The following is a 22,998-nucleotide window of genomic DNA, read 5'->3' on the forward strand; positions in this document are numbered from 1 at the left end:
CCCGCCACCCCCGTCGGCAGAAGCTCAAGGCATGCGGCGCAGCCGCGATTCACCCTCCCACCGGGTACGGTGATTGATCGACGCTCTCGCCGTCTGCTCCGGGCCCGCCGTGTCCTTCGTGACCCCGCCGTGCTCGCCGTGATGCACCTTGCGTCGCCGCTACCGCCTCGATCCGCCCGTCGGCCGGAACCACGCCGGCGCCGCCGGAGGCGCGCAGTTCTCCCGCATGCCCAGCCCCTTCAGGAAGGCCCTCCGCAGCCGCCCCGCCTCGATGGCGTCCTGAACGGCCTTGGACCGCGCCTGGGCCCCGCTCAGCTGCCGGATCCAGCTCCGGTAGGGGATGAAGTCGGTCACCGTATTCCGAATGGCGTCCAGCATGGCGCTGGCCAGCGCATCCTGGGCCCGCTCGTTCAGGGTGGGGTTGTCCGGCGCCGGCGGCTCGTCCCGGTCCGGCCCCAGGGCCTCGTCCAGCCTCAGCACCTCGGCCCCGATGGTCGAGCACTGGTTCAGGTTTCGCTGGTCGTAGGGGTTGGCCTGGGCCTGCAACAGCACCGTCGGGATCTGCTCCCGCCGCACGTTGAAATCGACCAGCGGCGAGGCCGCCGCATCGTTGAACCCGCCCCGCACCTGCTGGGCCGTCGAACAGCCGCCCAGCAGGGCCAGACACGACAGGAAGACTACGCCACGCAACGCCACCGGACCCTCGCCTCAGCCGATCTTGCGGATCGAGGCCGGATCGAACGGCTGGATCTCGCTGCCGTACTCGATGAAGACCACCGTCGTCGGATCGTCGGCCAGGACGCGGAAGCCCCGGTCGCCCGACATCTGCGGCCCCATGTCGCCGCACGGCGCGTCCACGGGCTCGGCGCCCTCCGCGCCGGACGCGAAGGCGTCCCACTGGGTCTTCACCGCTCCGGTCGGCTCGAAGCCCGCGATGTCGCCCTCGGGGCTCGGAATGGTCGACAGGACGCAGGTCGCCGAATGCGGTCCCGGCGACTTGGCGCGAACGGCGGCCAGGATGGCGTCGATCGGCGCATCGGCCGCCTTCTTGAAGATGACCACCGCCGGGCTGCGCGACGTCCCGTCCTCGGCGCTCGATTCGAAGGCGAAGCCCGGCAGGCCGTCGTCATAGACCACCCGGAAATCGCCCGCGCTCGCCGGACAGGCATAGCTCCACATCGACAGGCCGCCGCCGGTCACCTCGCCCCAGGTGCAGCCGCCGAAGGTCTGCTGCATCGCCTCGCTGGGCTGGACCGCGGGCTGTGCGGCCGGCGCGGCCTTGTCCTCGGCCGCCGTACAGGCCGTCAGTCCGATGAGCGCGACCGAAGCCGCCGTGATCCCGAAACCGCGCATGTCCGTTCTCCCCGAAAGACGGCGCACCATACCGGCCATGGGACCCGTGTCCACGAAACCCGACCAGATCATCAGGAAAGGACAGCCCGGCCCTTGACCCGAACGGCCCGATGAACCAGAAGGCGCAACCGCGAAACGGCCCAGCCGTTTGCGGCAATGCGATGTGCGTCCTTAGCTCAGTTGGTTAGAGCATCTGACTTTTAATCAGAGGGTCCTCGGTTCGAGCCCGAGAGGACGTACCACTTAAAGCCCTGCTTCGGCAGGGTTTTTTGTTGCCCACCCTCGAACACGAGGGGAACATTGGTGACTTGTTCAAGGTCACCCGTGTGACTTGGCGCCTTTCGCCGCCCCCATGTTCTCATTCCGTTCTTGTGTCCCGGAGACCTTCGGCGTTACACCGCCCGCCGGGTCGGCACCCTTCCGGTTTGATCTCCTCATGCAAGGCCCCATTCGCTACGGTCCTCCGAAGCCCCCCACGCTGATCACCGTGCGTGAGGCCCGTCTTTTTCAGATCTGGGTCTGGTGCCAGGCCTGCAATCGCGGCGCCGAAGTCCCGCCCAAGGCGCTCCCGGATTGTCGCCCCGGCACGGCGATGGGCGAGCTGTGGCTCCAAGGCCGGTTCAAATGCTCGATCTGCCGGAAGTCCGCCGGCGCCCTAATGCTCCGCTGCGATCACGATCTGCCCCGGCGAGAACGATGGGCGCTGGATGAACCTTTGGTCGCCGAACGCCTTCGCCGTCACTGGAGGGCGCTGACCTGACCGGCGATGCCCCACACGGTCACCGCCACCCCGGCCAGGGTGACGATGATCAGGGCGGCGATCAGCTTCAGCTCGTGACGGGGACGCATGGGCGCAGCCTAGCGCACATTTCATCGGGTGGAGGATTGGGCCGTTTAGGCGGCCAGCTTGATAGGCGCGTCGCAGGCCCAGCCGAAATGACGGGCTCGCAAGGCGGCCATCACGCCGCGACGGATCTCGCGACCGGTCAGGTTTTCGTGGACGATGTGCTGTAGCTCGCTGACGTCATGCTTCGTCTTCGCGCCGTGAGGCTTGCCCATGGCGTACAGCTCCGGCTTCAGCAGCAGCCCCATCAGCGCCCGACTGTTGTAGCGATCCTTGGTCGGGCACAGGTGATGCGGGGTCAGGGCGAAGCGCCGGCCGCGACCGATAAACTGTGAGAACCCGTCGCCATCCTCCACCAGGCCGATCGTGCGATAGCCCAATGGCGGCATCTGATCGATCCAGCGTTCGGCGATCATGACGAAGGTCAGCCCGCCGATGAAGTCCGACCGGCGCACCTGATTGTCGAGGCGCGACAGGGTGTCCTTCTCGCTCTTGATCTCGACCAGGATCAGCCGATCCTCAGTGATCGCCGCGAGATCCAGCCGAGCGCCGCCGACTTCGAACTCGTGGACGATGCGGGCGTCCGGCCAGTGCCGGCGAAGGAAGATCTCGGCCTTGTCCCGAATGCGCGCTTCAGCTTCAGACGCCATGTCGCCTCCGATTGACGGCCCAATCTATACGCCGAGAACGCGGCGCCGTCTATTTACCCCTGCCCGCTACTCTGTCGGTCCACGCCGGGGGATCGCATGGGCCGCAACCGTCTCGACCATCACCGCTTCCACGTTGGGCTGGAGCGGTCATCGCTGGCCCGGCTGGATGCCCTGGTCGGACCCAAGGGCCGCGCCGAGTTCGTCCGCAAGGCCGTGGATCAGATGCTCGATCAGGTCGAGACGGCCCAAGCTATCGCCGCAAAGGCCAAGCCGAAGCCGGAATAAACGGCCCAATCCTCCCGCGCACTTACGATGGACGGGAGTGGGGGTCAGCTCACCAGTTGGCGGCGGTCCATTCCTTGATGAACCGGCACTCGATCCGCCCGCCCTCTGCGTTGCGATGCAGGCCGTCCAGCCGGGTTGAGGCGGGCGACAGCGCAGCCACGAAGGCGGTGCGCGTTGCGGCGTCGAAGGTGTTGGAGGGCCAGCGACGGGCAACCTCGGCGTCGATTTCATCCATGACGGCCTGATAGTCCGCGTCTTCCTTACCCTCGGCGAACGGCACCTGGGGGAGGATCAGGAAGTCGTCGGTCTCTAGCGTGGCGACGGCATCGGCCAAGGCAGCGACGTAGTCCTCGGCCGTCTCGCCGCCGTTCCTTCGGTCATAGATAATCGTCGGCCAATCACGATGCTGCTGGTCCGCCACCATCTTGTCGCGCATGGCCGCGATGGACTGTCCACCCTCGCCATCATTGTAGGCGAAGGCGTCTCCACGGAAGCAGTTCCACCAACGCTCGCCGTCCAGCGAGGGCGCGAAGTTGAAGGCCTTCCGTAGCCCGGCTCCGGACGCCAACGCCGTGCTGTCGCCACGTATGGCAATCCCCTCGTCAGGGCTGGAGCAGGCCGAAAGAACGGCAATCAGGCTCAAAGTCAGCAATCGCACCAAAACCCCCACCGTCGCGGACATCAGGCGGCGATGCTGGCACGGATTTCAGCGTTCAGCCACTCTCCGAGGGTGCTATGCCCGGCCGTGTCGGGGTGCGTCGCGTCGGACTTCGTAAACTCGACGCCCTCTGCATCCAGGAGATAGAACCCGCCCCGGGTGCCGAGCGCGCTCTGGATCGCTGCGCTGACGGCCAGGTAGTTGGCACTCGGGGCCGATGGCGCGGCAGTGTCCCAAGCTGTCGTCACAAAAACCAGTGCGCCGGGCAACGTCGCTCGGATCAGATCGAAGCACGCCGCAGCCTCAGCCGCGACGCTGGCGGACAGTGCAAGGTCGTTGATCCCCATTGCAATCACAACCGCGTCCACCGCCCCCTCCGTCGTCGCCCTCGCAAGGTCAGTCGGAAGCCGCTCGACGAGCTTGTAGCGCGTTCCGCTCGCCGTATTGACGTAGCCGGTTGAGCCGACGCCCGACGCGATCCTCGCCCCGATCCCGAGGTAGTCAGCCGCGACCGCAGCGAACACGTCACCCTTGTGGGTGGCCCCCGTGCCGTCTGTGAAACTGTCGCCCAGCACGAGCATCCGTTGAGCAAACGCGGGCGCAGCAGACAGGCCGGTCGCCCAGAAGCCGTGAAGCCCCTGATCGTTTTGAAGCTCAATCTCGACCAGCCGCGTCGCGCTGGAACCGAAGTCCAGCGTCAGATAGTTTGCTCCGGAGCTGGTGGCCGTCGTGGTCCCCGTCTTATCGACATACTGACCATCGACAATGAACCGGAACGGCTGATCGTCTCCGAGAAGCTGGAAGCCGACCTTTGAGCCTGTGCAGATCATGCCGACCCGCATGATGCTGGACTCCTGAACTGAGACCGACCGCTGGGCGCTGTTGAAGCGAAGGTAGGTTGACGCGAACGTCGTCGGGCTTCCGCCGGTTAGTCGGAAGGTCTCCGGGTTGACCGTCCATCGGCGGTTGACCGACAGGCCAGACAGCAATCCCGACGACGTGCTGGTAGCCACTGTCGGGGGCGAGGCCATCGCGTCGAGGACGTGGGGATTGTTGGTCTCGGCATCATTGCCGTCGAGATAGGCCGCGAGAGCCGCTTTCGTGGCTCTCCAAGCCCCCCCTCCCGTAGGTCGGGCGTGGGGGCTTCCGACGCGGCCGACGCGACCGACCTTGCCGACGCCGAGCAGCATCAGCGGGGGTCCCGGCCGTCGATCGGGTTGATGTACAGGACGCCGTCTTCGGTCCCGGCGCGGATCACGGCGATCTCGTCGCCCGGCTTGGTCTGCAGCACGAAGGGCGACCACGCCGGAAGCGGCAGGGCGTTCACCCCGACGCCCGAGACGACCACGGCCGGGTTGCTGTCCTTGACCGTGACATAGGCGTTGACCGTGGACGTCAGTTGCACCTCGATCGCATCGTTGATCTCGGCGGCCGGCGCCGACGCGGCGCCGACGGCGATCCTCTGCACCAGGTCGAAGCGGTATCGCCGCGTGCTGCTCCCGGACTTGTCGTAGTTGGCGTCACCCATGACGGTTCTCCTTTCGAGGCCCTAGCGGCCCCAGCCGTTGGCGCCGCCCATGCGGACGGCGCGGTGGATCAGCCCCCGGTCGAAGCGGCTGGGCTGGCCGTCCTCGCGATCGTTGGCGATGACGATCATGGCGTCGCGCATCATGTCGTCGGCCTGGGCGCGAGTGAACGCAGGCCAGGGGCCGCCCATCTCGCGGACCAACTGGTGATAGTCGTCGACCTCCTCGGCCGAGAACATCGGCATCCGCTCGCCCTTGACGATCACCTCGCACAACGAGATGTCCTGCGTGCCTCGGGTCAGATAGTTCCAGTCATGCGGCAGGGCGGCGCGCGCCCACGGCCCAAAGCTCGGATACCGGCGCCGCACGATGCGAGGCATCGAGGCGAAGTCTGTCACGAACATCGCCGGCACGACGACGAAGGTCGGCCCCTCTGGGCCTTCCACGCCCCAGACCAGCGGCTGCAACGTCCGCACCAGTTCCAGCCCGTTGCGGGACTGGTTGATGATCCGGAAATCCCAGCCGCCGGTCATCCGGGCGGGCGTCGGGGTCACGCCTTGATCCCTTGCGTGTATTTCGTCTTTCCGGCGACCTTGCGCGCCGTCAGCTTCTGCATCCGCTGGCCGGGGCCGAAGCCGACATGCACCCACTCGCCGAACTCCTCGATCAGCTGGTCATAGCCGATCAGGTGTTTGGCCAGATGCGCCGCCACCTGGGCGGGCGTGCCGAAGCCGGGGCAGGTGAAATCGACGGCGTGGCCGGTGCGGTGGGCGCTGGTCGCCGACCCGCCCACGGCCTTGTTCACCGCAGGGCTGCGATAGCCCGAGGTGATGCGGATCGGGTGGCCGCCCAGCAGCTCGCGCACCTTCTCCATCCGGTCCGCCGTCAGGATCAGCTGATCCACGATCTGGGGCGGCGGGGTGTTGTCCAGCCCCTTGCGCGCAGCGGCGGCCGAGACGGTCATCTCGGCCAGGGTGAAGTGGTCGGACAGGCGCTGGGACCCGTCGCTGGCGGGGATGGCGGGCTTGGGCGTCGAGGCCCGGCCACGTTCGATCAGCGCCATCAGTTGGACCGCGTCGCCATACTCCCGGCAGAGCGCGACGGTCCGGGGCTTGCCCTTGACCATGATCGCCGTGCTGAACCCGTCATAGATCGAGGAGGTCAGTTCCAGTTCGGCCGTCTCCAGATCGACCGGATCGGAATAGGCGGGGCGGGTGCGAGCGTCCGGCATCTAGGACGCCTCCCCCTTGATGAAGCCGAGGAAGGTCGCGGCGCGCTTCAGCACCGGGTCGCCCTCTGTAGCGGCCCAGGCACGGGGCGTCGAAAGCACCGCCAACGCCAGGGCGGCGAGGCGGAACAGGCGGTCGCGAGCGATCTTGCCGAGGGTGGGCATCAGGCGGTCTCCGGTGAGGTGTTGGCGGTGAGGATCAGCAGGGGCCGCGCCCCGGTCAGGTCGGGCACTTCCAGCCCCTGACGACGCAGGAAGGCGGCCAGGCTTTCGGTGCGCTGGATCTGCTGATCCAGATGCCCTTTCAGGACCAGGTTCTCGGCGGTGCATTGATCGTGGGCCAGCTTCAGCTCCGCGATCTCCTGGGCGTGAGACGCCTTGGTCGCGGACAGTTCGGCGCGCAGGGCGTCCAGGTCCTCGCGCATTCCGGCCATCAGCCCCTCGGCCGCCTGGGTCGCGGCCGTGACCAGCACCGACGCCGCCTGGGCCGCGTCGCCCATTCGCTGTTCCGGGCTGCGGCGCGACGCGCACCACGTCTGCCACCCCTTCATCAGACCGCCCCCGGCGGCCACCAGCACGGCCCCGCCGCCCAGCTGCTCGATCAGCGACAGCCCGGCCATCAGCGCACCGCCGTGGCGGCGTACTCACCCGTCAGGATGTACGGCTTGTTCGGATAGGCGCTCGACGCGAAGCCGATGTTGGTCCCGTCCCACGACGGCAGGATCTGCACGACCGGCCCGCCGACCCCGGTGTCGATCGAGATGACCGCCCACAGGATCCGCTCCTTGCCGGAGGGGATGCCGTGAGCGTAGGCCACCCCGCCCGATGCGTCGGTGTATCCCCCCTGTGTCCCGCTCGCCGTCCCGAAAGATCGGCGGGGCATCTCATAGCCGCGCTGGAAGAAGCCGCCCTTGAAACCCTTGAACGCGGCATCGCCCTCGGCCAGGCCGAACACGGTCTTGTTGATCGGGTCGCCCGCGATGGTCGTCAGCAGGCCGGCGTTGTTTCCGAAGATGACGTGCCGGTTCGTGTTGATCGTGGCGGCCAGGAAGTTCTGGTCGCCGAAATAGTGGTTGGTCGCGATGATCGACCACGCCGTGCCGCTGATCACGGGCACGCCGTCGGTCACCAGGGGCGTGGAGGTGAACAGGCTGGTGTTGCCCTCGAACAGGGCGTCGATCGCATTGCCGAAGGAGGCGTTGCGCTCGAACTCCGTCTCCGCGCAGCCCGACACCACATAGGCATAGGCCGTGCCGCCGACCGGCGTGATCGTGTCGCGGATGACATTGTTCTGGATCACCGACCGGTTGGCGCCGACGACCGACAGGGCGGCGATCTGGGACGACGGGCCGTTGTCCGGGCCGTGGCCATAGGCGTTCGACCCGCACTCCGTGATCTCCAGCCCCCGGACGGTCAGGCCATAATCGGCCGCCGCCCCGGCGATGAACCAGAACCCGCCCGACTTCGGCCGAACGATCTGCACCCCCTCGACCGTCAGGCCCTTGGGCGGCGCCTTGCGGATGAAGTCGCCGCTGGCCTTCTGCGACGGGCTCAGGGACGGCCAGTCGGTGTCCGCGCCGATGGGCACGCCGCCGGGACCGCTGGTCGGCTTGTCGCTGTTGGCCGCCACCCGGCTGGCCAGGCCGTACCAGCCGAAGTTCATGCCGATGTTCGGCTCGATGATCTGGGTGCCCCGGATCGTGATCGACCGCCTGCTGTCGCCCTCCAGGCCATACGGCCCGCCGCCGATACCCAGGTTGCAGCGCCGCAGCGACCCGCCGGTGATGACGCCTTCAAACCCGTTGTTCAGCGCCAGCCCGCCGTCCGCGCATTCGCCGACGTCCGGGTTGTCGATCCGCCAGAAGCCGCCGTTGAACTGATAGCAGTCGCCGCCGCACACCGGCGTCGTCGCGTTCGACCAGACGCCGTTGGCGCTCTGCATCACGCAGGAATGGTAGGGCACGACCGGGTCGGACGGATCGACGTCGGGAAACTCGAAGAACAGGCGGTCGAACAGCACGCCTTCGCTGCGCGGGCCGTTCCTTTGCGCGATGCCGCAGCCGCCGAAATATTGATAGGCCCCGCTGGGCTTGACCGGCTGTTGGGTGCCGATGCCGGTGCAGTCGAAATAGCCGTCGATGATCGACGCCCCGTGGCAGGGCGCGTCGTTCCTGCCGAAGATGAAGACGGTCGAGACCGTGGCGTCGGGCTTGATCGTCGCCGCCGACGCGTCGATCCGCACCCACGGCTTCAGCTCGACGGCGAACCGCTCGTTGTTCGTCGTGGACAGGTTCGGATTGGACAGCAGGAAATCGCCGGGCGGCAGCTCCACCGTTCCCCCGCCGATGACGCTCAGGGCGTCAATGGCGGCTTGCAGGGATTTCGCGTTGGACCGCCCCGGCTGGGTCTCGAACTCGGTCAGACGGTCACCGGTCCGGAAGGCCTCGACATTGACCCTCAGACGCAGCCGCTGCGCCCCGCCCGCCGGATCGGCCACCGCCGACAGGGCGTCATAGCTGACCTTGTAGTCCAACTGGTCCCCCAGCAGGCTGGGTAGCAGGGCCTCCACCCGCTGTTCCACCAGGGCCGGATCGACCTCGCCGCCGGCCATCAGGGCCAGGCGCGAGATTTCGTCGTCCTGCTCCTCGGCGATCCGCATCTGGCGGTCCAGCGCCCTCTCGGTCGCGCGCGGCTTGTGCCCCTCAGTGTCCGGCAGCGCCGTCCCCTGGCGACGGGGCGTCCAGCGCCGGATGACGACCCGGTGGCGGACGGCGTCCCACCCGCCGACCGGCACGACCGAACCGGCCAGCGTCACCGCCCCGCCGGTCTCGCCCGGGTTCGGCGCGTTCAGCGTGAAATCGACGCCCAGCGCCAGATCCGGCCCGGCCACGCCGTCGGTCTCCACATAGAGCCACACGTCCTCGGGCGCGCTGAAGGTCCAGCTCGTGTTCCAAGGACCGACCGACGTCCCGGACGGGACGATGACGGTGATGCTGGGCGACGGCGTCGTGGTCATGCGCCACTGTCCCGCGCGCGAGCGTGGGGGTGGACGGAGGGGCTAGAAGGGAAGGACGATCAGCCGCCCACGGCCTCGGCCGGGCTGAAGAAGAATTTCGTGTTTTCCCGCCGCTCGACGTTCCGCTCGTAGGTCGCCACCGAGCCCGGCTTGGCCGCCTCCTGCAGTTGGTACCAGATGGCGTAATCCAGAGCCGTGCGGGTGTAGAACAGGTTGGCGAACGGAATATTCGCCTTGGCCCCACGGACGAGATCGCCGGGCAGGTCATCGACCTGATCCGGATCGCCGGACACCGCCTTACGGCCGATGGTGATGAACCTCTCGACCTCGCTCACGGCCGGGCCGAAAAGCGAGCCGATGGTGAAGCCGAGGCCATTCCTATTGGCTTCACCGAACAGGAAGTCACCATAAATGCCGAGTCCTCCCCCCGCGAGGAGCGAGGCCGCGAACAGCTTGCCGCCCTGGAACTCTCCATCCTCGTCGGTGAAGCCCCGGGGCTCGCGCCCGGCCGCGATCTGCTTGGCCTGGATTTGCAGGTATCCCAGCAGGGTTGTCGCCACGATCAGGTGCCCCAGCAGACTGACGCGGCTGTGACCGCCATATCCCCGCGCGGCGGGGAGCAGGTGACGGCTCAGGATCGCCCGGTTGAAGCTTTGGAACTGCGTCACGATCCGCATCGCCTCGCCCCAGCCGGTGCCCGGCTTCAGCCCGGCCGTCAGGCCGATCCGCTCCCGCGCGCGCGGTTCGGTCAGGGCATCGTCAAGAAGCCCCTGCACCATGGCCCGGTACTTCACCCCGAGGTCGTTCCGCGCCCGCCGAGCCGCATCCGGGTTGCTGGCGTCGGCCCCTGACCACGCGATCAGGTCCTTGTCCGAAATCCCGTCCAGCGCCTCGAACGTCCAGTACCGCCGCCCAGGCTCGTCTCCCGCCATGTCGGCGTCGGCGCGCTGACGCAGCCCCTGATAACCGGGCGAGGCCTTGTGCGGGTTTAGGTGACCGTTGCGGCCCAGCTCCCACGCTGTGTCATCGATCCCGTATCGCTCCAGCATTTCCCGGAACCCGGCTTGCAGCGCGGCATAGGGTCGCTCGGCCTGCCGGGCGATCAAACGGCTGGCCGCCTGCGCCGCGCCTTCGCGCACCCCGGTCTGGATGAATTCGAACGCGTTAACCTTGTAGAACGTGCGTTGCAGCCCGCCCATGATCCCGTTCGCGCCGTCGGTCGTCATGAACCGCCCGGCGATGGACGCCGCCATGCCCCGCGACGCCACGTCCAGCAGATCAGCCGCCTCCTTGGCCTCCTCCGAGCCAAGCCGGAGGATGCCCCCCAGCGCAGCGCGATAGCCGTCAAGGAAGGTGGACCCGGCCCGCTTCATCGTCTGCGCCGCCAGGGCGGTGTCCGACATGCTGGACAAAGCCATCCCGCCTAGCTTGGCGAGCGCCTGCTGGATGCGGATCGCCTTGCCCACCTGCGCCAGCCTCAGGCTCTCGGGGCTGGAAAGTGCGCCGGTGATCTCCTCGAACTCGTGATCGCGCGCCTTGGCCATGATCGCCTTGGCGGCCTTGCTGTCCCCGGCGGCACGCGCCTGCCCCATCAGGTCCGCCTTCTTCCGCGCCCACATCGCCTCGGGGGCCGGTCCGAGCCGGTGTAGCAGGGCGGTATTCATCGCCGCGCGGGACAGGCCGCTCATCTGACTGCTGAACAGGCTGCCCGAGCCATAGGCGTCGTTGTACGTCGTCCACGCCTGCGCATCGCGAAAATGCAGCACCCGGCTCCGCGACACGGACCGCGCCTTCGACGGCGGGGGCCGGAAGTCGGCCAGGTCGTCGGCCCCGCTCATCCGGTCGATCTTGCCGTGCACCACGTTCCACCACACGTCGAACAGCATCTGCTCGGCGGGATCGGCCGGGTTCGCCAGCGCGTCGTTGATCTGCAGCTTCGCGTCGGGGTTCAGGTCCTCGGCGATGGAGGCGTCCAGGCCGTCGAAGGTCCGTTCGTCCAGCAGAGGACGGATCGTGTCGCGCCATTTGCCAAAGGCGTGGCGGGTCGCCGACACCCCGGCCTTCGCGGCGGCGGCCTCCTTGAAGAACCCGCCGGCCACCTTCCCGGCGTCGTGCGACTGCCGGACGATGAACCCTTCCAGCTTGCCGACCCACGCCCCCTGGTCGTTCATCGACAGCCGCGCACGCTCGTTCGCGGCGTTGAAGATTTGGGCCACCGTCACCGCGTCGCCGTCGCCGGTCGGCAGGTCTGGCCCGCCGTTCGCCCGGCCCATCTCGCGTGCGACGTTCAGTTCGAACTCGCGGTCCACGCGGATCGCCGTCACCCGGTCGATCAGCCCCGCAGCCTTCAGGTCTCGCTCGACCTGGCCGAAATAGGCGGCCTGCAACGCCCGCCCCTCGGCCTCGATGCTGAAGCTCGCGCCCAGCCCCTGCTTTTCCGATCCGACCATATAGGCCCGCAGGCGGTCGCCCAGATGCCCGACACCGGCCATCCCGTCGATATGGCTGTCGAACAGCTGCGACGCCTTCTCCGAGGCCACCCGCAACCGCCGCTCCAGCGCTCGCGCGACGATCTGCTCGCGCGTCATCTCGGTCGCCGCTTCGAGGATGGCCTGCTTGTCGAAGGCGACGCCCTTGCGCTGAACTTTGCGGAGGATGCCGTTCAGGATAAAGTCGATATCGTTGTCATCGAGCGCACCCTCCGCCGCCATGCGGACGGGGCCTTTGCACTGTTTCATCTTATGTGTGTCCAGGTCTTCTTGGCGATCGCTTTGGAGGCAGTCTGGCGCGCGACGCCCGCTATGGCCGCCAGTTCCCTGTGGGTCGTGCCTCGCGCGGCCTCCCACCGCATGAAGCGAACCATGTCGTCGTCCAGCTTCGCGTTCGCCTGCGTTTCACCGCGCGCCTCTCGTCCAACAGCCTGGTCGTCAGCGGCGTTATCCGCTTGGCTCCCATGCCTCAGGTGGGACGGATTGCAGCAAAGCGGCTGATGGCAAAGGTGCCTGACCACGAGCTTCGACACGCGCGTCGGGCGCCAGCCACGCGCGAGGAGAAACGCGATGGTGTGGGCATGTCTAGGCATGGTGACACCGTTATGCTCTCGCCACTGAACGATCCCATATGGACCGCTCCGCCCGCCTTTCCACAGCCAGCAGTCGTCGCGCGATGCCCCACGCTCCACGCGGCTCCAGAATACCGAGACGCGCTCTGGCTCCGACATACGCTTTCCCATCAGGCGGCCCTAACTTCAGCCACGACTTCTGGCGCGTAGTGTTCAGCGAGGACCGCGACCGCCTCAGAGTAGAGGCTGCTCGCCATGCTCCGCAGCACCGCATTGAGCGCTCGGTGCTGTGCGCGCTCCATCACGATGTCGTCCTGGTCGTAGATGCTCCACCATCCTGCGCCGCGCATGGCGAGGCACGTCTGGAAAAACAGCCCCGTCGTCGACGTGGCGTGCAGGTGAACAATGGCGGCTTCGAGCGCATCCAGCCGCTCATTAGTCTTGGCCAGAAGCTCGAAGCAGTGCGGCGCTTCGTATCGCCGGATCGCCCGGATCAGGCTCAGCGCCTCCGGGATAGTTGCCGCGACAGGGCACGTCGGGATAGGGGTCTGTTCAGCCGTGTGCATAGCGATCTCCAAGTGATCGTGGTTTGCGGTCAGGACCGATCCGGGGTTGCCTCCCCGTTTCGGTCCGCCTATTACTGGCGCTAGTAAATGGGGGTTGTCAATAACTAGCGCTGGAAAATCTAGAGGTCGTCCACGGATCGACGCGACGCCGGTCAACGTCCGGGTCGCGCCAGATTTGTTGGCCGCTATCGATGCTTGGTCAGCGGAGGTCGGCCCCGTGATCGGCGCCCCAGCTATGACCCGCCCGGAGGCTCTGCGTCGGATCGCGACCGAATATCTGGCGTCGCAGGGCTTCCTTCCGCCGACAGGGTGAAGTCGGCCAGCAACTCTACCCCGCAATCGCAGAGGAGGCCGGGCCGCTCCTTCGTCCGCCAGACACCGTCGAGCCCTTCCTCGAAGTCGAGGTTGCGCATGATCTGGTGCGTGATCTCGCAACTTGGGCAATCGAAGGAAACCTGATCCGGCATCAGCATGACGGCAGGCAGGACGCGGGGTGGCGGGGTGATTTTCATCCGCTAACGAATCCCTCACGATACGACAATTCCGGTCGTATCCGCGAGACAGGTTGCGGCGGCGCGGATCGCGGCCGCCCAGGTCTCCGGCCGGTCGGCCGCGTCGAACTCCGGCGTGTCAATACCGGCCTGCCGTGCCAGCGCATCGGTGTCCGCCAGCAGCGCGGCGTATTCCGGATCGCTGGCCAGTTCCGGTGGAAGCGGCTGGGGGCCTAGCGGGGCTTGCGCCCGTTCTCCAGGTCCTCCGCGATCCCGCTCAGCCGCGCCGCCACCGCCTCGTCCGCCGTCCGGTCCTCCTCCGTCTCGGCCCGCGCCGCCATCTTGCCGAAGGTCGAGGACAGCAGTCTCAGCCTCTCGACCCGTCCAGAGAGGCTCACTCCCTCCGGCGTAGGAAAGACCCCGAGATCCGTCGCCCTCAAGAGCGTGGAGGCGGCGGAGCGTGGTTTCGAGGAAGGCGTGTCCATTGGGAAGGTCTCCGAACAGGTCAGGGCCGGCCGGGGTGGCGGCGGCCGCGCGGGCGTACTCTCTCAGGCCCTCGCCCAGCGGACCAGCCCCGCGCGGCTTGGTCAGCGCCTCGTCACGGAACATCATCCGGACGAAGCCGGCGGTCTCGGGGCTCAGGGCCTGCGCACCGAACAGGTCCGTCTGGCCCAACCTTTCATCCAGCAGATCGGCGACCTTCACCCCTTCGGCGCGCACCTCGCGGATCAGGTTGACCGCCCCGGTCAGGTTGCCGGTCAGATCCAGACGCGTCGGCGCTTCGGCGCGCATCCGCGCCCAGGCCGGGGCCGCGTCGGCCAGCGCCTGCCCAATCTGCCGGATGCCGGGGTCGGCCGTCTCGAACAGCGCGGCCGTCAGCCCGTCGTCGCCATAGGCCTTCTGGATCAGAGCGGCCTGAACCCGGGCCTTCCCGGCGAGGCTCAGCGCGCCGCGCGCGTCCGTCAGGGCGTTGGCGTCGTTCGGGGCGACCCGGCCCACGAAACCGCGCAGGAATGGCCGGTTCTGCGCGCTGAAAGCGTCGTCACCGTCCAGCAGGCCCAGCGTCGCACCATCCAGCCGCCGCGCATCTGCTCGCGCCTGCTCGACCGGCGAATAGGCCTCAACCTGGCTCTGGTTCATCTCCCGCGCCAAGTCGGCGCGCTCGACGCCCGTCATGGGCTCAGACCGCATCCGCACCAGCACCGGCTGGTCGAACCCCTCTGTATCGATCCCCTGCCGCGCTAGCTCGCCCTGATAGCGGTCCCAGGCGGGCGTGCCCGTCATCGCGCTGCGCCTCAGGGCGATCAGTCGGCCGTTGCCGCTCTCGGCGATCCCGTCCGGGCTCACGATGGGCGCGCCTCCGGACGCGGCCTTGTCCCGCATCAGCAACGTGGGGTTCAGGTCCCGCTCCAGGTTGTAGTTTTCGGCCTGCGCCCCCGGCCTCTGGCGGTCGCGCGGCTGCAATGCGGCGGGATAGTCGGCCACCGGGGTCAGGTCGTCGCTGTGGCTGGTGATCAGGTCCGACAGTTCAACCACAGCGAACCGCACGGGAACCTCTCCGCCGCTGCGCGTCACGGCCGCGTCTCTCTCCAGCCAGCGTCCCCGGATCGACGGGACCGCCGTCGTCTCGTCCAGCGCGTCCAGACCGCTCCGGGCGAGAAGGGGGCCGAGGTCCAGCACATCGTCCCGGTTGATCGCATCGACGGCCGCCAGCAGGCTTCCGGCCCGCTCGTTCTCCGTTAGCCCGTCCAGCGCCCGCGATGGCTGCGACGCGGCGGCGGCCGCATCGCCGTCATCGAACGTCCGCCGCCACTTCTGGACGAACTCCCCAGCCGTCATGTCCGAGCGGCCGCCGTTCAGACGAATGGCGGCTTCTGGGTCTTCGACCCGCGCGGCCCTCAGCGCCTCGATCGCTGGCCGGTTGGGGTCGCGCAGCATCTCGATGGCCCCGCCCAGCCCCTGCTGGTGCGCCACGTAAAGCTCCCACTCCTGCGGGTCGCTGCCCAGTGCGCGCCTGAGGCCGCGCCGGTTCTGGGCCAGAAGATCGATCCCGCGACGGATGTTCAGGTCCGCGTCGAAGGGGTCACCGCCTCCCAGACCATTCCACGTTCGGCGCAGGAACTGAAAGACGCCCGAGGCCGTGCTGGCGGGGTTCTTCGCGCGCGGGTCGAGCGAACTTTCGATCTCTGCGATGCGTAGCGCGGTTGCGACATTCTCGCCCTTGGCCTGGGCCGCCTGTGTGATCTGATCGGCGATCCGGCTCTGCGCGGGCGACCGGCGAGCCGCGCGTTGCGCCGCTCTGTTCGAGCTCCGGCTGGCGCGACTGACCAGCCCGCCAACTGCGCCGAGGGTCGCGCTGGCGGCCACGCCTAGGCCGACGTTGGCGGCCGATTGGCCGAGCCCATAGTCCTCGCCGGCGGCGTTCCGCGCTCCGTAGTTGATCGCCTCAAGCGCGACGCTGGCCGTCACGCCCTCTACGGCTCCGGCCAGCGCGCCTCGCGCGACGGCAGCGGAGGTCGTCTTACCGGCCACGCCGAGGCCGCGCAGCAGAACGGCCTCGCCCCCCATGAGCAGAAACGGGATTTGCAGGGGATCGGAGGCCATGCCGAGGAACCCAGCCCCCAGTTTGTCGAGGAACGACAGCCCGCCGCGAGCCTCGACGTCCTCGTTGAACCGCTGCCGCTGGGCGCGGTCGTGCATCCACTCCGCGGTGTGAACATTGACCGGCCTGTCAAACATGATCAGTCCGTCGCCGCCGAACTGCGCCGTCGCTTCCTCGGCCGACAGCATGTTGCCGTCCCCGCCGAACTGGCGTTGTCGCTGCCTGTCGAAGGTCGCCCGGTCGTTCTGGACGATGTAGCCCGCTACGGTTCCGCCGATCCGGTTCAGATCGCGAGAGCCTTGGAACCCTAGATCACGGGAGACCGGACCGCGCTGAAGCTGCTCCGACAACTCGTCGCCGGTCAGCGGCGCGCCCAGACTGCGAAACGGATCTTGCATGGCCCATCCTCTCCCTGCCGAAACGGGGGGTGGACGGGGCTACCAGGCGCCGAACCGCCCAGGCCGCCAGTCCCGGCCGCGACGTTGCGTCGGCGGCGCCGCGTTCCACTCGCGCGTGACTGGCGATCCGTCGCGCATCGCTAGGGGGCGAGGGCCTTGCGGATTGCCGTCGGCGTCAAAGGTCTCGATCACGAACACCGCGCCGGTCTCGCGTGGGTTCAAGACCCAGCGACCTCGGCTGATCCGGTCGCGAAGGATGCGACGGTTCTGCTCGGCGTTCAGTCGCGGGTCGCCGCCCTGTTCCAGCTGCGGCATGTCGCCAGCGATCAGCGTCCCCAGATAGTCGTTCGCGTCGCGCTCCCAGCGCCGGGCATCAACTCCGGCGGCCTTCGGAATGGCGATGTCCTCGCCATAGACGTACTGATCGACAATGGGGCGCAAGGCGATTTTCTTGGCGTTTTCCAAGCTTTCGCCACGCGCGACGAGGGCGGTCATTACCGTGATAGCCGCCGCGCGCGTCGCCTCCAGCCCCTCGCCCGAAGCGGCGGTGCGCGCATAGTCCGCTGTGCCTTCCACGACCGCGCTGCGGATGGCGGCGGCGTTTTCGACGCCTGTCACGCCCAAACCGGCCGTGTAATAGGCCAGCATCTGCGGCTGATCGGCGTAGTGCATCATCGCCCCTAGCGCGCGGTTCGTCAGCCCGGCCTCCGCCAGATCGACCATGACGCGCGGCGCGTAAGGCCCGAACTGGCCGACGAACGCCCACAGCTCGCTCAGGTTGGCGGCGGCGTCCGCGCCCGGTTGCTCCAGTCCCGCCACGAGTTCGCGCGCTCGTTCGGCGGGCAGGATACGCCGCTGGGCCACGGCCACACCCATGCTGCCTTGAACCTGCAACGCCGCCGTCGCGTACCGCTGGGCGAGTTCAGGGGTCGGACTGACGCTCAGGGTCTCGAAGGCGGCCCGGACGTTCGCGCGCACGGTGTCCCCGGCGCCGGCGGGCGTCATGGCCGCGAGCGCCGGGTCAGTCGCGCGGCGCTGGAGGTCTGCCCTCACGTCGCCGCGAACAGCTTCCAGCGCCTTGCGCTCCGCCTCAGTGGACGCCTCACCTTCGAGCCGCACCAGCGCCGCCTCGCCTTGCGCTGGGTTCATCCGGTACAGATCGCGCATGAACGGCTGGAGCCTGGCCGCCGCCTGCTGCTGCAACAGCATCTCGGCGACGTCGTCGTGATCGAATAGGCCGTTGGCCTCAGACAAAATGCTCAGGTCCGGCGCTGCGCCGCGCGCGATGGCGGTCAGGTTCCGCTGGAACCGCTCGGTCACGTCCGCCCGCTGTAGGGCCTTCTCGAAACTGTCGGCGGAACGGGCGGCGGCAAGATTACCCCGCGCGGTTTCGAGCACGTTCGGGGCGAGGTGATCGAACCGACCGGCGGCCAGATCGGCCTCGACGCCGTCGAGGTCCCCGGCGGCCAGACGCCCGTCGACGGTAAGCGCGTCCGCTCTCGCCGTCTGTTCGGCGATAAATGGGGCCTGCGCGGCCTGGGGCAGACCAGTCGCGATGTCCCGGATTTCGCGGTCAAAGGCGGCGCGGACGGAGGGATCGCGCTGAATGCGGTTGAGCAGGGCGTTCGTGGCGGTGCTGATGTTCGCGGCCGTGGTGGCGTCCCGCAGGCGGTCCTGCCGCGTCAGCACGTCCATCTGCATCCGCCCCCGCTCGGCCAGGAACTGCGGCGCGGCGAGCGCACGCACTCGCTCCGGATGGGGCGCCAGCTCCCCCTCGACGAACGTGTCCCAGGCGGATGTGTAGGCCGCGTGCCAGTCGGCATCGGCGGGCAGCGATTGACGCAGTGCGGCCTCGCGCTCATGCCATCGCGCCATCCCGGTCTGCATGACGCTGACCGCCGCCATGCGCTCGGCGTTGTCGCGATCCAGCGCGAAGCGTTCTGCGCGGCCCTGCGCCGCCGTGGCGATGGCCTGCCCCTCGATACGGACGGTCAGATCGCGGCCGAGACGGCGCGCGCTGTCTCTGACGCCGTCCGGGAGGCTGGGATCGTCGAGCAGCGGGGCGAGCTTGCTCTGCCAGTGCTCGGCTTCCCGCACCTCCTGACCAGGCTCGCGCGCATCCCAGGCCTCCCAGCGTTCTTGCGCTTCGGCGGCATACTCCGCCTCGGCCTGCGCCAACATCCGGCCCGCCTCTTTATCGTCCACAGCCTTTCGCGTCTGATCGAAGCGCTGCACTTCGCCGGCCACGGCCTGCAGAGCGTTGTCGAGACTGTCGAAGCTGACGGCCCGCCCCGACGCGGTCGCGCCGTTCGGTCCCTGCATGTCGATCGACTGGGGAAGCTTGGCCATTAGAGGAAGAACCTGTCGAACCGCGCGGGCGGCAGGCCGCCCTGTCGTCTGAACTGCGCCTGCTGCGCCATCCCGCCCAGCACCGTCGATCCCGCCTCGATCAGGCTGCCGGCGAAGTCCGCCTGACCCTGACGGCGCGTGGTCTGCGCCTCCTGTTTCAGGGCGATGCTCTCCGACAGGCCGTCGCGCACCGTCTGCCGCGCGCGATAGACGCCCTGACGCGCCAGGTCGTCGATGACCGCCAGGGCCGAACCCTGCAGGCCGCCGCCGCCCGAGGCCGCCGCCAGCGTCGCCGCCCGCGCCCCGATGCGGTCGCTCTCCTCCATCTGGATCGACGCGCGCACGCCCGCCTCCTGGCGCGCGTTCCGGGCCTGATGCCCCAGCGCCTTCGCCCGCGCGGACCCGGCCCTCAGGCTCCCGATCCCGCCCATGATCTTCCCTGCGGCCGAAAGCCCGACCGCCAGCAACGGCAGAACCGCCATCTAGAACACCCCCGCATAGAGATCGTAGTCGGCCCCATCGGGCCCCCAGGCCCGCAGCCGGCCTTCCCAGCGCAAGCCGAGATCCAGTTCGGCGTAGGCCGTCGCCTTGGTGAACTGGCTGACACCGGCGTCCGGCAGCACCTTTTCGCACCGCACCATCGCCTCCACGCGCCGGGCGCCGCTCTCGGCGACCATTCGGCGAAAGGCCCGCTTCACCATGGCCCAGCCGCGCGGCGTCAGGTCCGATGCGTACAGCCATGCGGCGAACCGGCCGTGTCCTTGAGGCTCCAACCCCCCGCACGCCAGCGGCTTCGCCCATTTCCGGTCGCCCTCGGTCAGGGTCCAGCACAGGCCCTGCACCCGCTCCGGCCCGAACAGCGGCGATCCGGCGGCCTCATGCTCCAGGCGGAAGTCCTCGCGCGGCGTGATGCGCAGCGGGTCCGTTGGCGAGTAGGGGCGAAGTGTCAGGCTATTCGACATCGGCCGTCGCCCGGATCGAATGGATGACCATGTCCCAGCCATGATCGGTCTCGACGAAATAGCGCCGGTCCCGGCTTGCCCCGCCCAGCGCCGCCGTTCGCCAAGCATGACGCCGCACGACTGGCCCGCCCACGTCGCCCGGCTGGCGCTGCAGCGTGCGGTCCCGCCCGCTGTCGCCCTCGTCGCCGACCGTCCCGGCATAGGCCACGGCGGCCTCCAGCACGACGCTGATATGGGTGTAGCGGACGATCCGCCCCGCCGACGATCCGGGCCCCGCCAGATCCGGCGACAGGCCCTCCCAACGGCTCCGGTACGGCAGGCCGCCGTACACCGCCGTCGCTGTCGTTCCCTCGGGCAATAGCGCCTGACCGTCCTCGTTCACCGGACGCTCGCGATATTCGCCCCAGCCTCGCCCGACGACCGCCGCCGCCCCCGGCTCGGTCGCCGCCATCAGGGTCACGTCCTCCCCGGCCAGGTGGTCCAGCCCAGCGACGCCCGTCGTCGGCGCTCCGGCGTACCGCTCGGCCGCGTCCAGGAACAGCTTGTCGGCGGGCTCGGCCATCCTCAGGATCAGGCGCTGGGTCGCCCCGTCCTTGATCCGCCGCACCAGCATGAACAGCCGGGGCCGCCCCTTGAAGCCGGGCACGACGCAACTGCTTTCCAGCATCATGCCCCCGCCCAGGGGCGCGTCCTCGGTCGGCACGTCCAGGGCCGCGATGCCGTGCCGGTTCCAGCCTTCGACCGCCTGTTCGCGGTGATAGGTGAAGCTGGCCTGCCCGCCGTCCGCCAGCCGCACCCACAGCAGGTTGACCGGCTGTTTCATCCAGCACAGTTCGGCCAGGCCGCGCCCGCCGATATGGCCCGCCACCACGTTCAGGTCGCGCAGCTCCCGCGTCCCGTCGAAATCGACGGCCACCAGCCTCAGGGTCTCGCCCCCGGCCGCCACGAACATCACCCCGCCATAAGCCAGGGCGGGCATGACGTCGGCGCTGCCGAACTCGCCGACCGGCCGCGCGACGCACCCGCTGGGCGTGATCGGGTCGTCGATGGTCCCGCCGGTGACGATGAACTCCCCGTCCGTCGTCCCGGCCAGCAGGAAGGTCGATCCCTCCATCCATACGATCCGGTCGCGATCCCCGCCGACGAAGCGCTTGACCGCGTCGTCGTCCACGACCCGCCCGGTGCCCAGCCCCGGCGTGAAATCCACCGTCGTCGGGCCGAACCCGGCCGTCCGCGTCAGGTTGATCCCGTCCGGCTCGGCGAAGGCCCCGGCCAGCGCCAGCCGCTCCTCCCGCACCGCCGGATTGGCCGTCGGCCACCCGCGCACGTCGGAATAGGCCCCTTCGGACCAGTAGGGCGTCCCGGCGTCCAGCCCCTCCGGCGCCGCCGTCAACAGGGTCACCTCGACCTGCGTCGCGGAGGTGTAGGCGGACACCGCCACCACGGCCGCGCCGTCGTGCAGATAGGCCCACTCCACCCCGCCGTCCGACACCGTGCCGCTGTCGTGGACGGGCGGCGTATTCCCGGCCGTCCCGCCCGCCGTCGCGCCATAGACCCGGCCGTCCGACAGTCGCCGCGCGCCGGGCGGCACATCCTCTTCGCCCGGCTCCCACGACAGGACGCCCGGATTGCCCGCGTTGGGCCTCAGCCGCCACAGCGAACCGACATGGCCGGGCTGAAAGGCGGCGAAGCTGGCGGTCAGCGTGGCGCCGCTCAGGGTCAGCACCCGGTCCGAAGCGCCGTTCTCGCCGCGATACGGCCCGTTGAACAGGCCCAGCCCGTCGAACTGCCAGCTGGTGTTCGACAGCCGGCGGATAACGCGGGGGCTCAGGTTGTCTCGGTGCGTCAGGTACAGCACGTCCCCGGATTGACGCCAGCGCAGGCCGTCCAGCTGCGCAGCCGTATAGAATGTGGCGAACTCGACCTGCGCCGGGCCGTCCATGACGGCTGCGCCGTTCACGTCCCAGACGCGGACGTACAGATGGCCGAACTCCAGCACCAGGGCGTCGCCGCTGTTGCGCCGGAACGGGACCAGACGCCCCGCGGTGGCTGAAAACTTCGGCAGGCCGACGAACCACGTCCCCGGCCGCCGCCCGGTCGGCCCGGCCACGCGCCCGATCATGTTGAAGCCGAGAGCGCAGCCCTTGGAATGCTGAACCAGATCGCTTCGCGACCACGCGTCCGGCGACAGCTCGCCGATATTGAACCCGTTCTGGAAACCGGACTGCCTGCTCATGCGCCCAATCTCCCCCTGCCGAAACGGGGGGTGGACGCGGCGGCTCAAGCAGCGAGCGACCGCGTCGCGAGCGGTAGCCTCAGAAAGGAAATCTACAGCGCCGACGCCCTGAGATTTCCCACCCGGTCCGCGATCATCACGTCGTCCGCCCGCGTGTCCTGGCCGTCCGTGCCCATGGCCGCCAGCACGGCCTGATCGGCCAGCTTCCGCAGCTCCAGCGCCCGTTCGACCGATCCGCCGATGGGTCGGGCCGCCCGCGCCGCCAGCTCGAACGTCACCGCGTCCAGCACATTGGCGTCCAGCGCGTCCGCCGGGCGGCGCTTGACCCAGCTGACGTTGATCGGCCCGCCCTCGGTCGCCCTCAGGATCGGCCGCGACGCCCCGTCCGGACGCTCCCACACGCCGCGTTCCCAGCCCGAGACCCGCGACACCTCCCAGAAGCGCAGCGCGCCCTCCGGGGCCAGATAGGCGTGGCCGAACCGCCAGTTGGCGGGGACGAGGCCGCTGGGCTCCAGCGTCGAATATTCCAGCGCGCACAGCCAGCCGTAGCGGACCAGCACCGCGTCGATCGCAGGCTGCACATGCGGCAGGATCTTCACCACCCGGCTGGGCGGCGGGTCGGCCGTCAGGTCCGACACGGTGTCTTCCCCCAGCTGCACCAGGGCGCCGTTCACCAGGCGGGTCTGCGCGTCGCTCATGATGTCTCCCGCCCGGAACCGGGCTCAAGCAGCGAGCGACCGCGTCGAGAGCGGTAGCCCACCAGAAATAACGAG

22 protein-coding genes and 1 tRNA gene are annotated in these 22,998 nt (G+C 68.7%); 2 read left to right on the forward strand and 21 right to left on the reverse strand.

The window, feature by feature from the left end:
* Positions 1-159 precede the first annotated feature (159 nt).
* Together ACETK8_RS15675 and ACETK8_RS15680 are read right to left on the reverse strand one after the other, a co-directional pair.
* A complete protein-coding gene (locus tag ACETK8_RS15675; RefSeq protein ID WP_374036760.1) occupies positions 160-696 on the reverse strand; it encodes a hypothetical protein in 537 nt (178 codons plus the stop codon).
* A gap of 12 nt (positions 697-708) precedes the next feature.
* Positions 709-1,353: a hypothetical protein gene (locus tag ACETK8_RS15680; RefSeq protein ID WP_374036761.1), complete on the reverse strand. Its 645-nt coding sequence runs from the start codon at positions 1,351-1,353 to the stop codon at positions 709-711.
* A 165-nt stretch (positions 1,354-1,518) separates the two neighbouring features.
* On the opposite strand from ACETK8_RS15680, the gene ACETK8_RS15685 reads away from it, so the two are divergent.
* A tRNA-Lys gene (locus ACETK8_RS15685) sits at positions 1,519-1,595 on the forward strand.
* A 652-nt stretch (positions 1,596-2,247) separates the two neighbouring features.
* On the opposite strand, the gene ACETK8_RS15690 is transcribed toward ACETK8_RS15685, so the two are convergent.
* Entirely contained in the window at positions 2,248-2,847 is a 600-nt protein-coding gene (locus ACETK8_RS15690; protein ID WP_374036762.1) for a hypothetical protein, read from the reverse strand.
* Positions 2,848-2,943: 96 nt separating this feature from the next.
* Here ACETK8_RS15690 and ACETK8_RS15695 point away from each other — a divergent pair, with 96 nt between their 5' ends.
* Positions 2,944-3,132: a hypothetical protein gene (locus ACETK8_RS15695; protein ID WP_374036763.1), complete on the forward strand. Its 189-nt coding sequence runs from the start codon at positions 2,944-2,946 to the stop codon at positions 3,130-3,132.
* Between the two features lie 49 nt (positions 3,133-3,181).
* Here ACETK8_RS15695 and ACETK8_RS15700 read toward each other — a convergent pair whose 3' ends face one another.
* The 18 genes from ACETK8_RS15700 to ACETK8_RS15785 form a co-directional block, all read right to left on the reverse strand.
* The gene (locus tag ACETK8_RS15700) at positions 3,182-3,790 is read right to left on the reverse strand and encodes a hypothetical protein (protein ID WP_374036764.1); all 609 of its coding nucleotides are present in this window, start codon (positions 3,788-3,790) and stop codon (positions 3,182-3,184) included.
* 23 nt (positions 3,791-3,813) lie between these two features.
* A complete protein-coding gene (locus tag ACETK8_RS15705) occupies positions 3,814-4,980 on the reverse strand; it encodes an SGNH/GDSL hydrolase family protein (RefSeq protein WP_374036765.1) in 1,167 nt (388 codons plus the stop codon).
* Positions 4,980-5,318, reverse strand: a complete 339-nt coding sequence (locus ACETK8_RS15710; protein WP_374036766.1) for a hypothetical protein — start codon at positions 5,316-5,318, stop codon at positions 4,980-4,982. Before ACETK8_RS15710 ends, ACETK8_RS15705 begins: the two co-directional genes overlap by 1 nt.
* 21 nt (positions 5,319-5,339) lie before the next feature.
* On the reverse strand, positions 5,340-5,870 hold the full coding sequence (locus ACETK8_RS15715; protein ID WP_374036767.1) for a DUF1353 domain-containing protein: 531 nt from the start codon (positions 5,868-5,870) through the stop codon (positions 5,340-5,342).
* Complete coding sequence (locus ACETK8_RS15720) at positions 5,867-6,547, reverse strand: D-Ala-D-Ala carboxypeptidase family metallohydrolase (RefSeq protein WP_374036768.1); 681 nt, start codon at positions 6,545-6,547, stop codon at positions 5,867-5,869. Before ACETK8_RS15720 ends, ACETK8_RS15715 begins: the two co-directional genes overlap by 4 nt.
* Positions 6,548-6,709, reverse strand: coding sequence for a hypothetical protein (locus tag ACETK8_RS15725; protein WP_374036769.1), 162 nt, complete (start codon positions 6,707-6,709; stop codon positions 6,548-6,550).
* Positions 6,709-7,164, reverse strand: a complete 456-nt coding sequence (locus ACETK8_RS15730; RefSeq protein ID WP_374036770.1) for a hypothetical protein — start codon at positions 7,162-7,164, stop codon at positions 6,709-6,711. Before ACETK8_RS15730 ends, ACETK8_RS15725 begins: the two co-directional genes overlap by 1 nt.
* The gene (locus ACETK8_RS15735; RefSeq protein ID WP_374036771.1) at positions 7,164-9,560 is read right to left on the reverse strand and encodes a hypothetical protein; all 2,397 of its coding nucleotides are present in this window, start codon (positions 9,558-9,560) and stop codon (positions 7,164-7,166) included. The genes ACETK8_RS15730 and ACETK8_RS15735 overlap by 1 nt, the downstream gene beginning before the upstream one ends.
* A gap of 59 nt (positions 9,561-9,619) precedes the next feature.
* Entirely contained in the window at positions 9,620-12,406 is a 2,787-nt protein-coding gene (locus ACETK8_RS15740; RefSeq protein ID WP_374036772.1) for a hypothetical protein, read from the reverse strand.
* Positions 12,295-12,792, reverse strand: coding sequence for an HNH endonuclease (locus tag ACETK8_RS15745; RefSeq protein ID WP_374036773.1), 498 nt, complete (start codon positions 12,790-12,792; stop codon positions 12,295-12,297). Before ACETK8_RS15745 ends, ACETK8_RS15740 begins: the two co-directional genes overlap by 112 nt.
* Positions 12,792-13,187 carry a hypothetical protein gene (locus ACETK8_RS15750; protein ID WP_374036774.1) on the reverse strand — a complete coding sequence of 132 codons (396 nt, stop codon included), beginning with the start codon at positions 13,185-13,187 and terminating at the stop codon, positions 12,792-12,794. The genes ACETK8_RS15745 and ACETK8_RS15750 overlap by 1 nt, the downstream gene beginning before the upstream one ends.
* Positions 13,188-13,420: 233 nt before the next feature.
* Complete coding sequence (locus ACETK8_RS15755) at positions 13,421-13,699, reverse strand: hypothetical protein (protein WP_374036775.1); 279 nt, start codon at positions 13,697-13,699, stop codon at positions 13,421-13,423.
* A 15-nt stretch (positions 13,700-13,714) separates the two neighbouring features.
* Positions 13,715-16,678, reverse strand: coding sequence for a transglycosylase SLT domain-containing protein (locus ACETK8_RS15760; protein WP_374036776.1), 2,964 nt, complete (start codon positions 16,676-16,678; stop codon positions 13,715-13,717).
* Positions 16,679-16,717: 39 nt separating this feature from the next.
* Positions 16,718-19,027, reverse strand: coding sequence for a hypothetical protein (locus ACETK8_RS15765; protein ID WP_374036777.1), 2,310 nt, complete (start codon positions 19,025-19,027; stop codon positions 16,718-16,720).
* On the reverse strand, positions 19,027-19,509 hold the full coding sequence (locus ACETK8_RS15770) for a hypothetical protein (protein ID WP_374036778.1): 483 nt from the start codon (positions 19,507-19,509) through the stop codon (positions 19,027-19,029). Before ACETK8_RS15770 ends, ACETK8_RS15765 begins: the two co-directional genes overlap by 1 nt.
* Positions 19,510-19,989 carry a hypothetical protein gene (locus ACETK8_RS15775; protein ID WP_374036779.1) on the reverse strand — a complete coding sequence of 160 codons (480 nt, stop codon included), beginning with the start codon at positions 19,987-19,989 and terminating at the stop codon, positions 19,510-19,512.
* Positions 19,979-22,225: a hypothetical protein gene (locus ACETK8_RS15780; RefSeq protein ID WP_374036780.1), complete on the reverse strand. Its 2,247-nt coding sequence runs from the start codon at positions 22,223-22,225 to the stop codon at positions 19,979-19,981. The genes ACETK8_RS15775 and ACETK8_RS15780 overlap by 11 nt, the downstream gene beginning before the upstream one ends.
* Positions 22,226-22,317: 92 nt before the next feature.
* On the reverse strand, positions 22,318-22,923 hold the full coding sequence (locus tag ACETK8_RS15785) for a hypothetical protein (RefSeq protein WP_374036781.1): 606 nt from the start codon (positions 22,921-22,923) through the stop codon (positions 22,318-22,320).
* Positions 22,924-22,998: the final 75 nt, after the last annotated feature.

This window comes from Brevundimonas staleyi (genome assembly GCF_041893865.1).
Classification (GTDB): Bacteria; Pseudomonadota; Alphaproteobacteria; order Caulobacterales; family Caulobacteraceae; genus Brevundimonas; species Brevundimonas staleyi.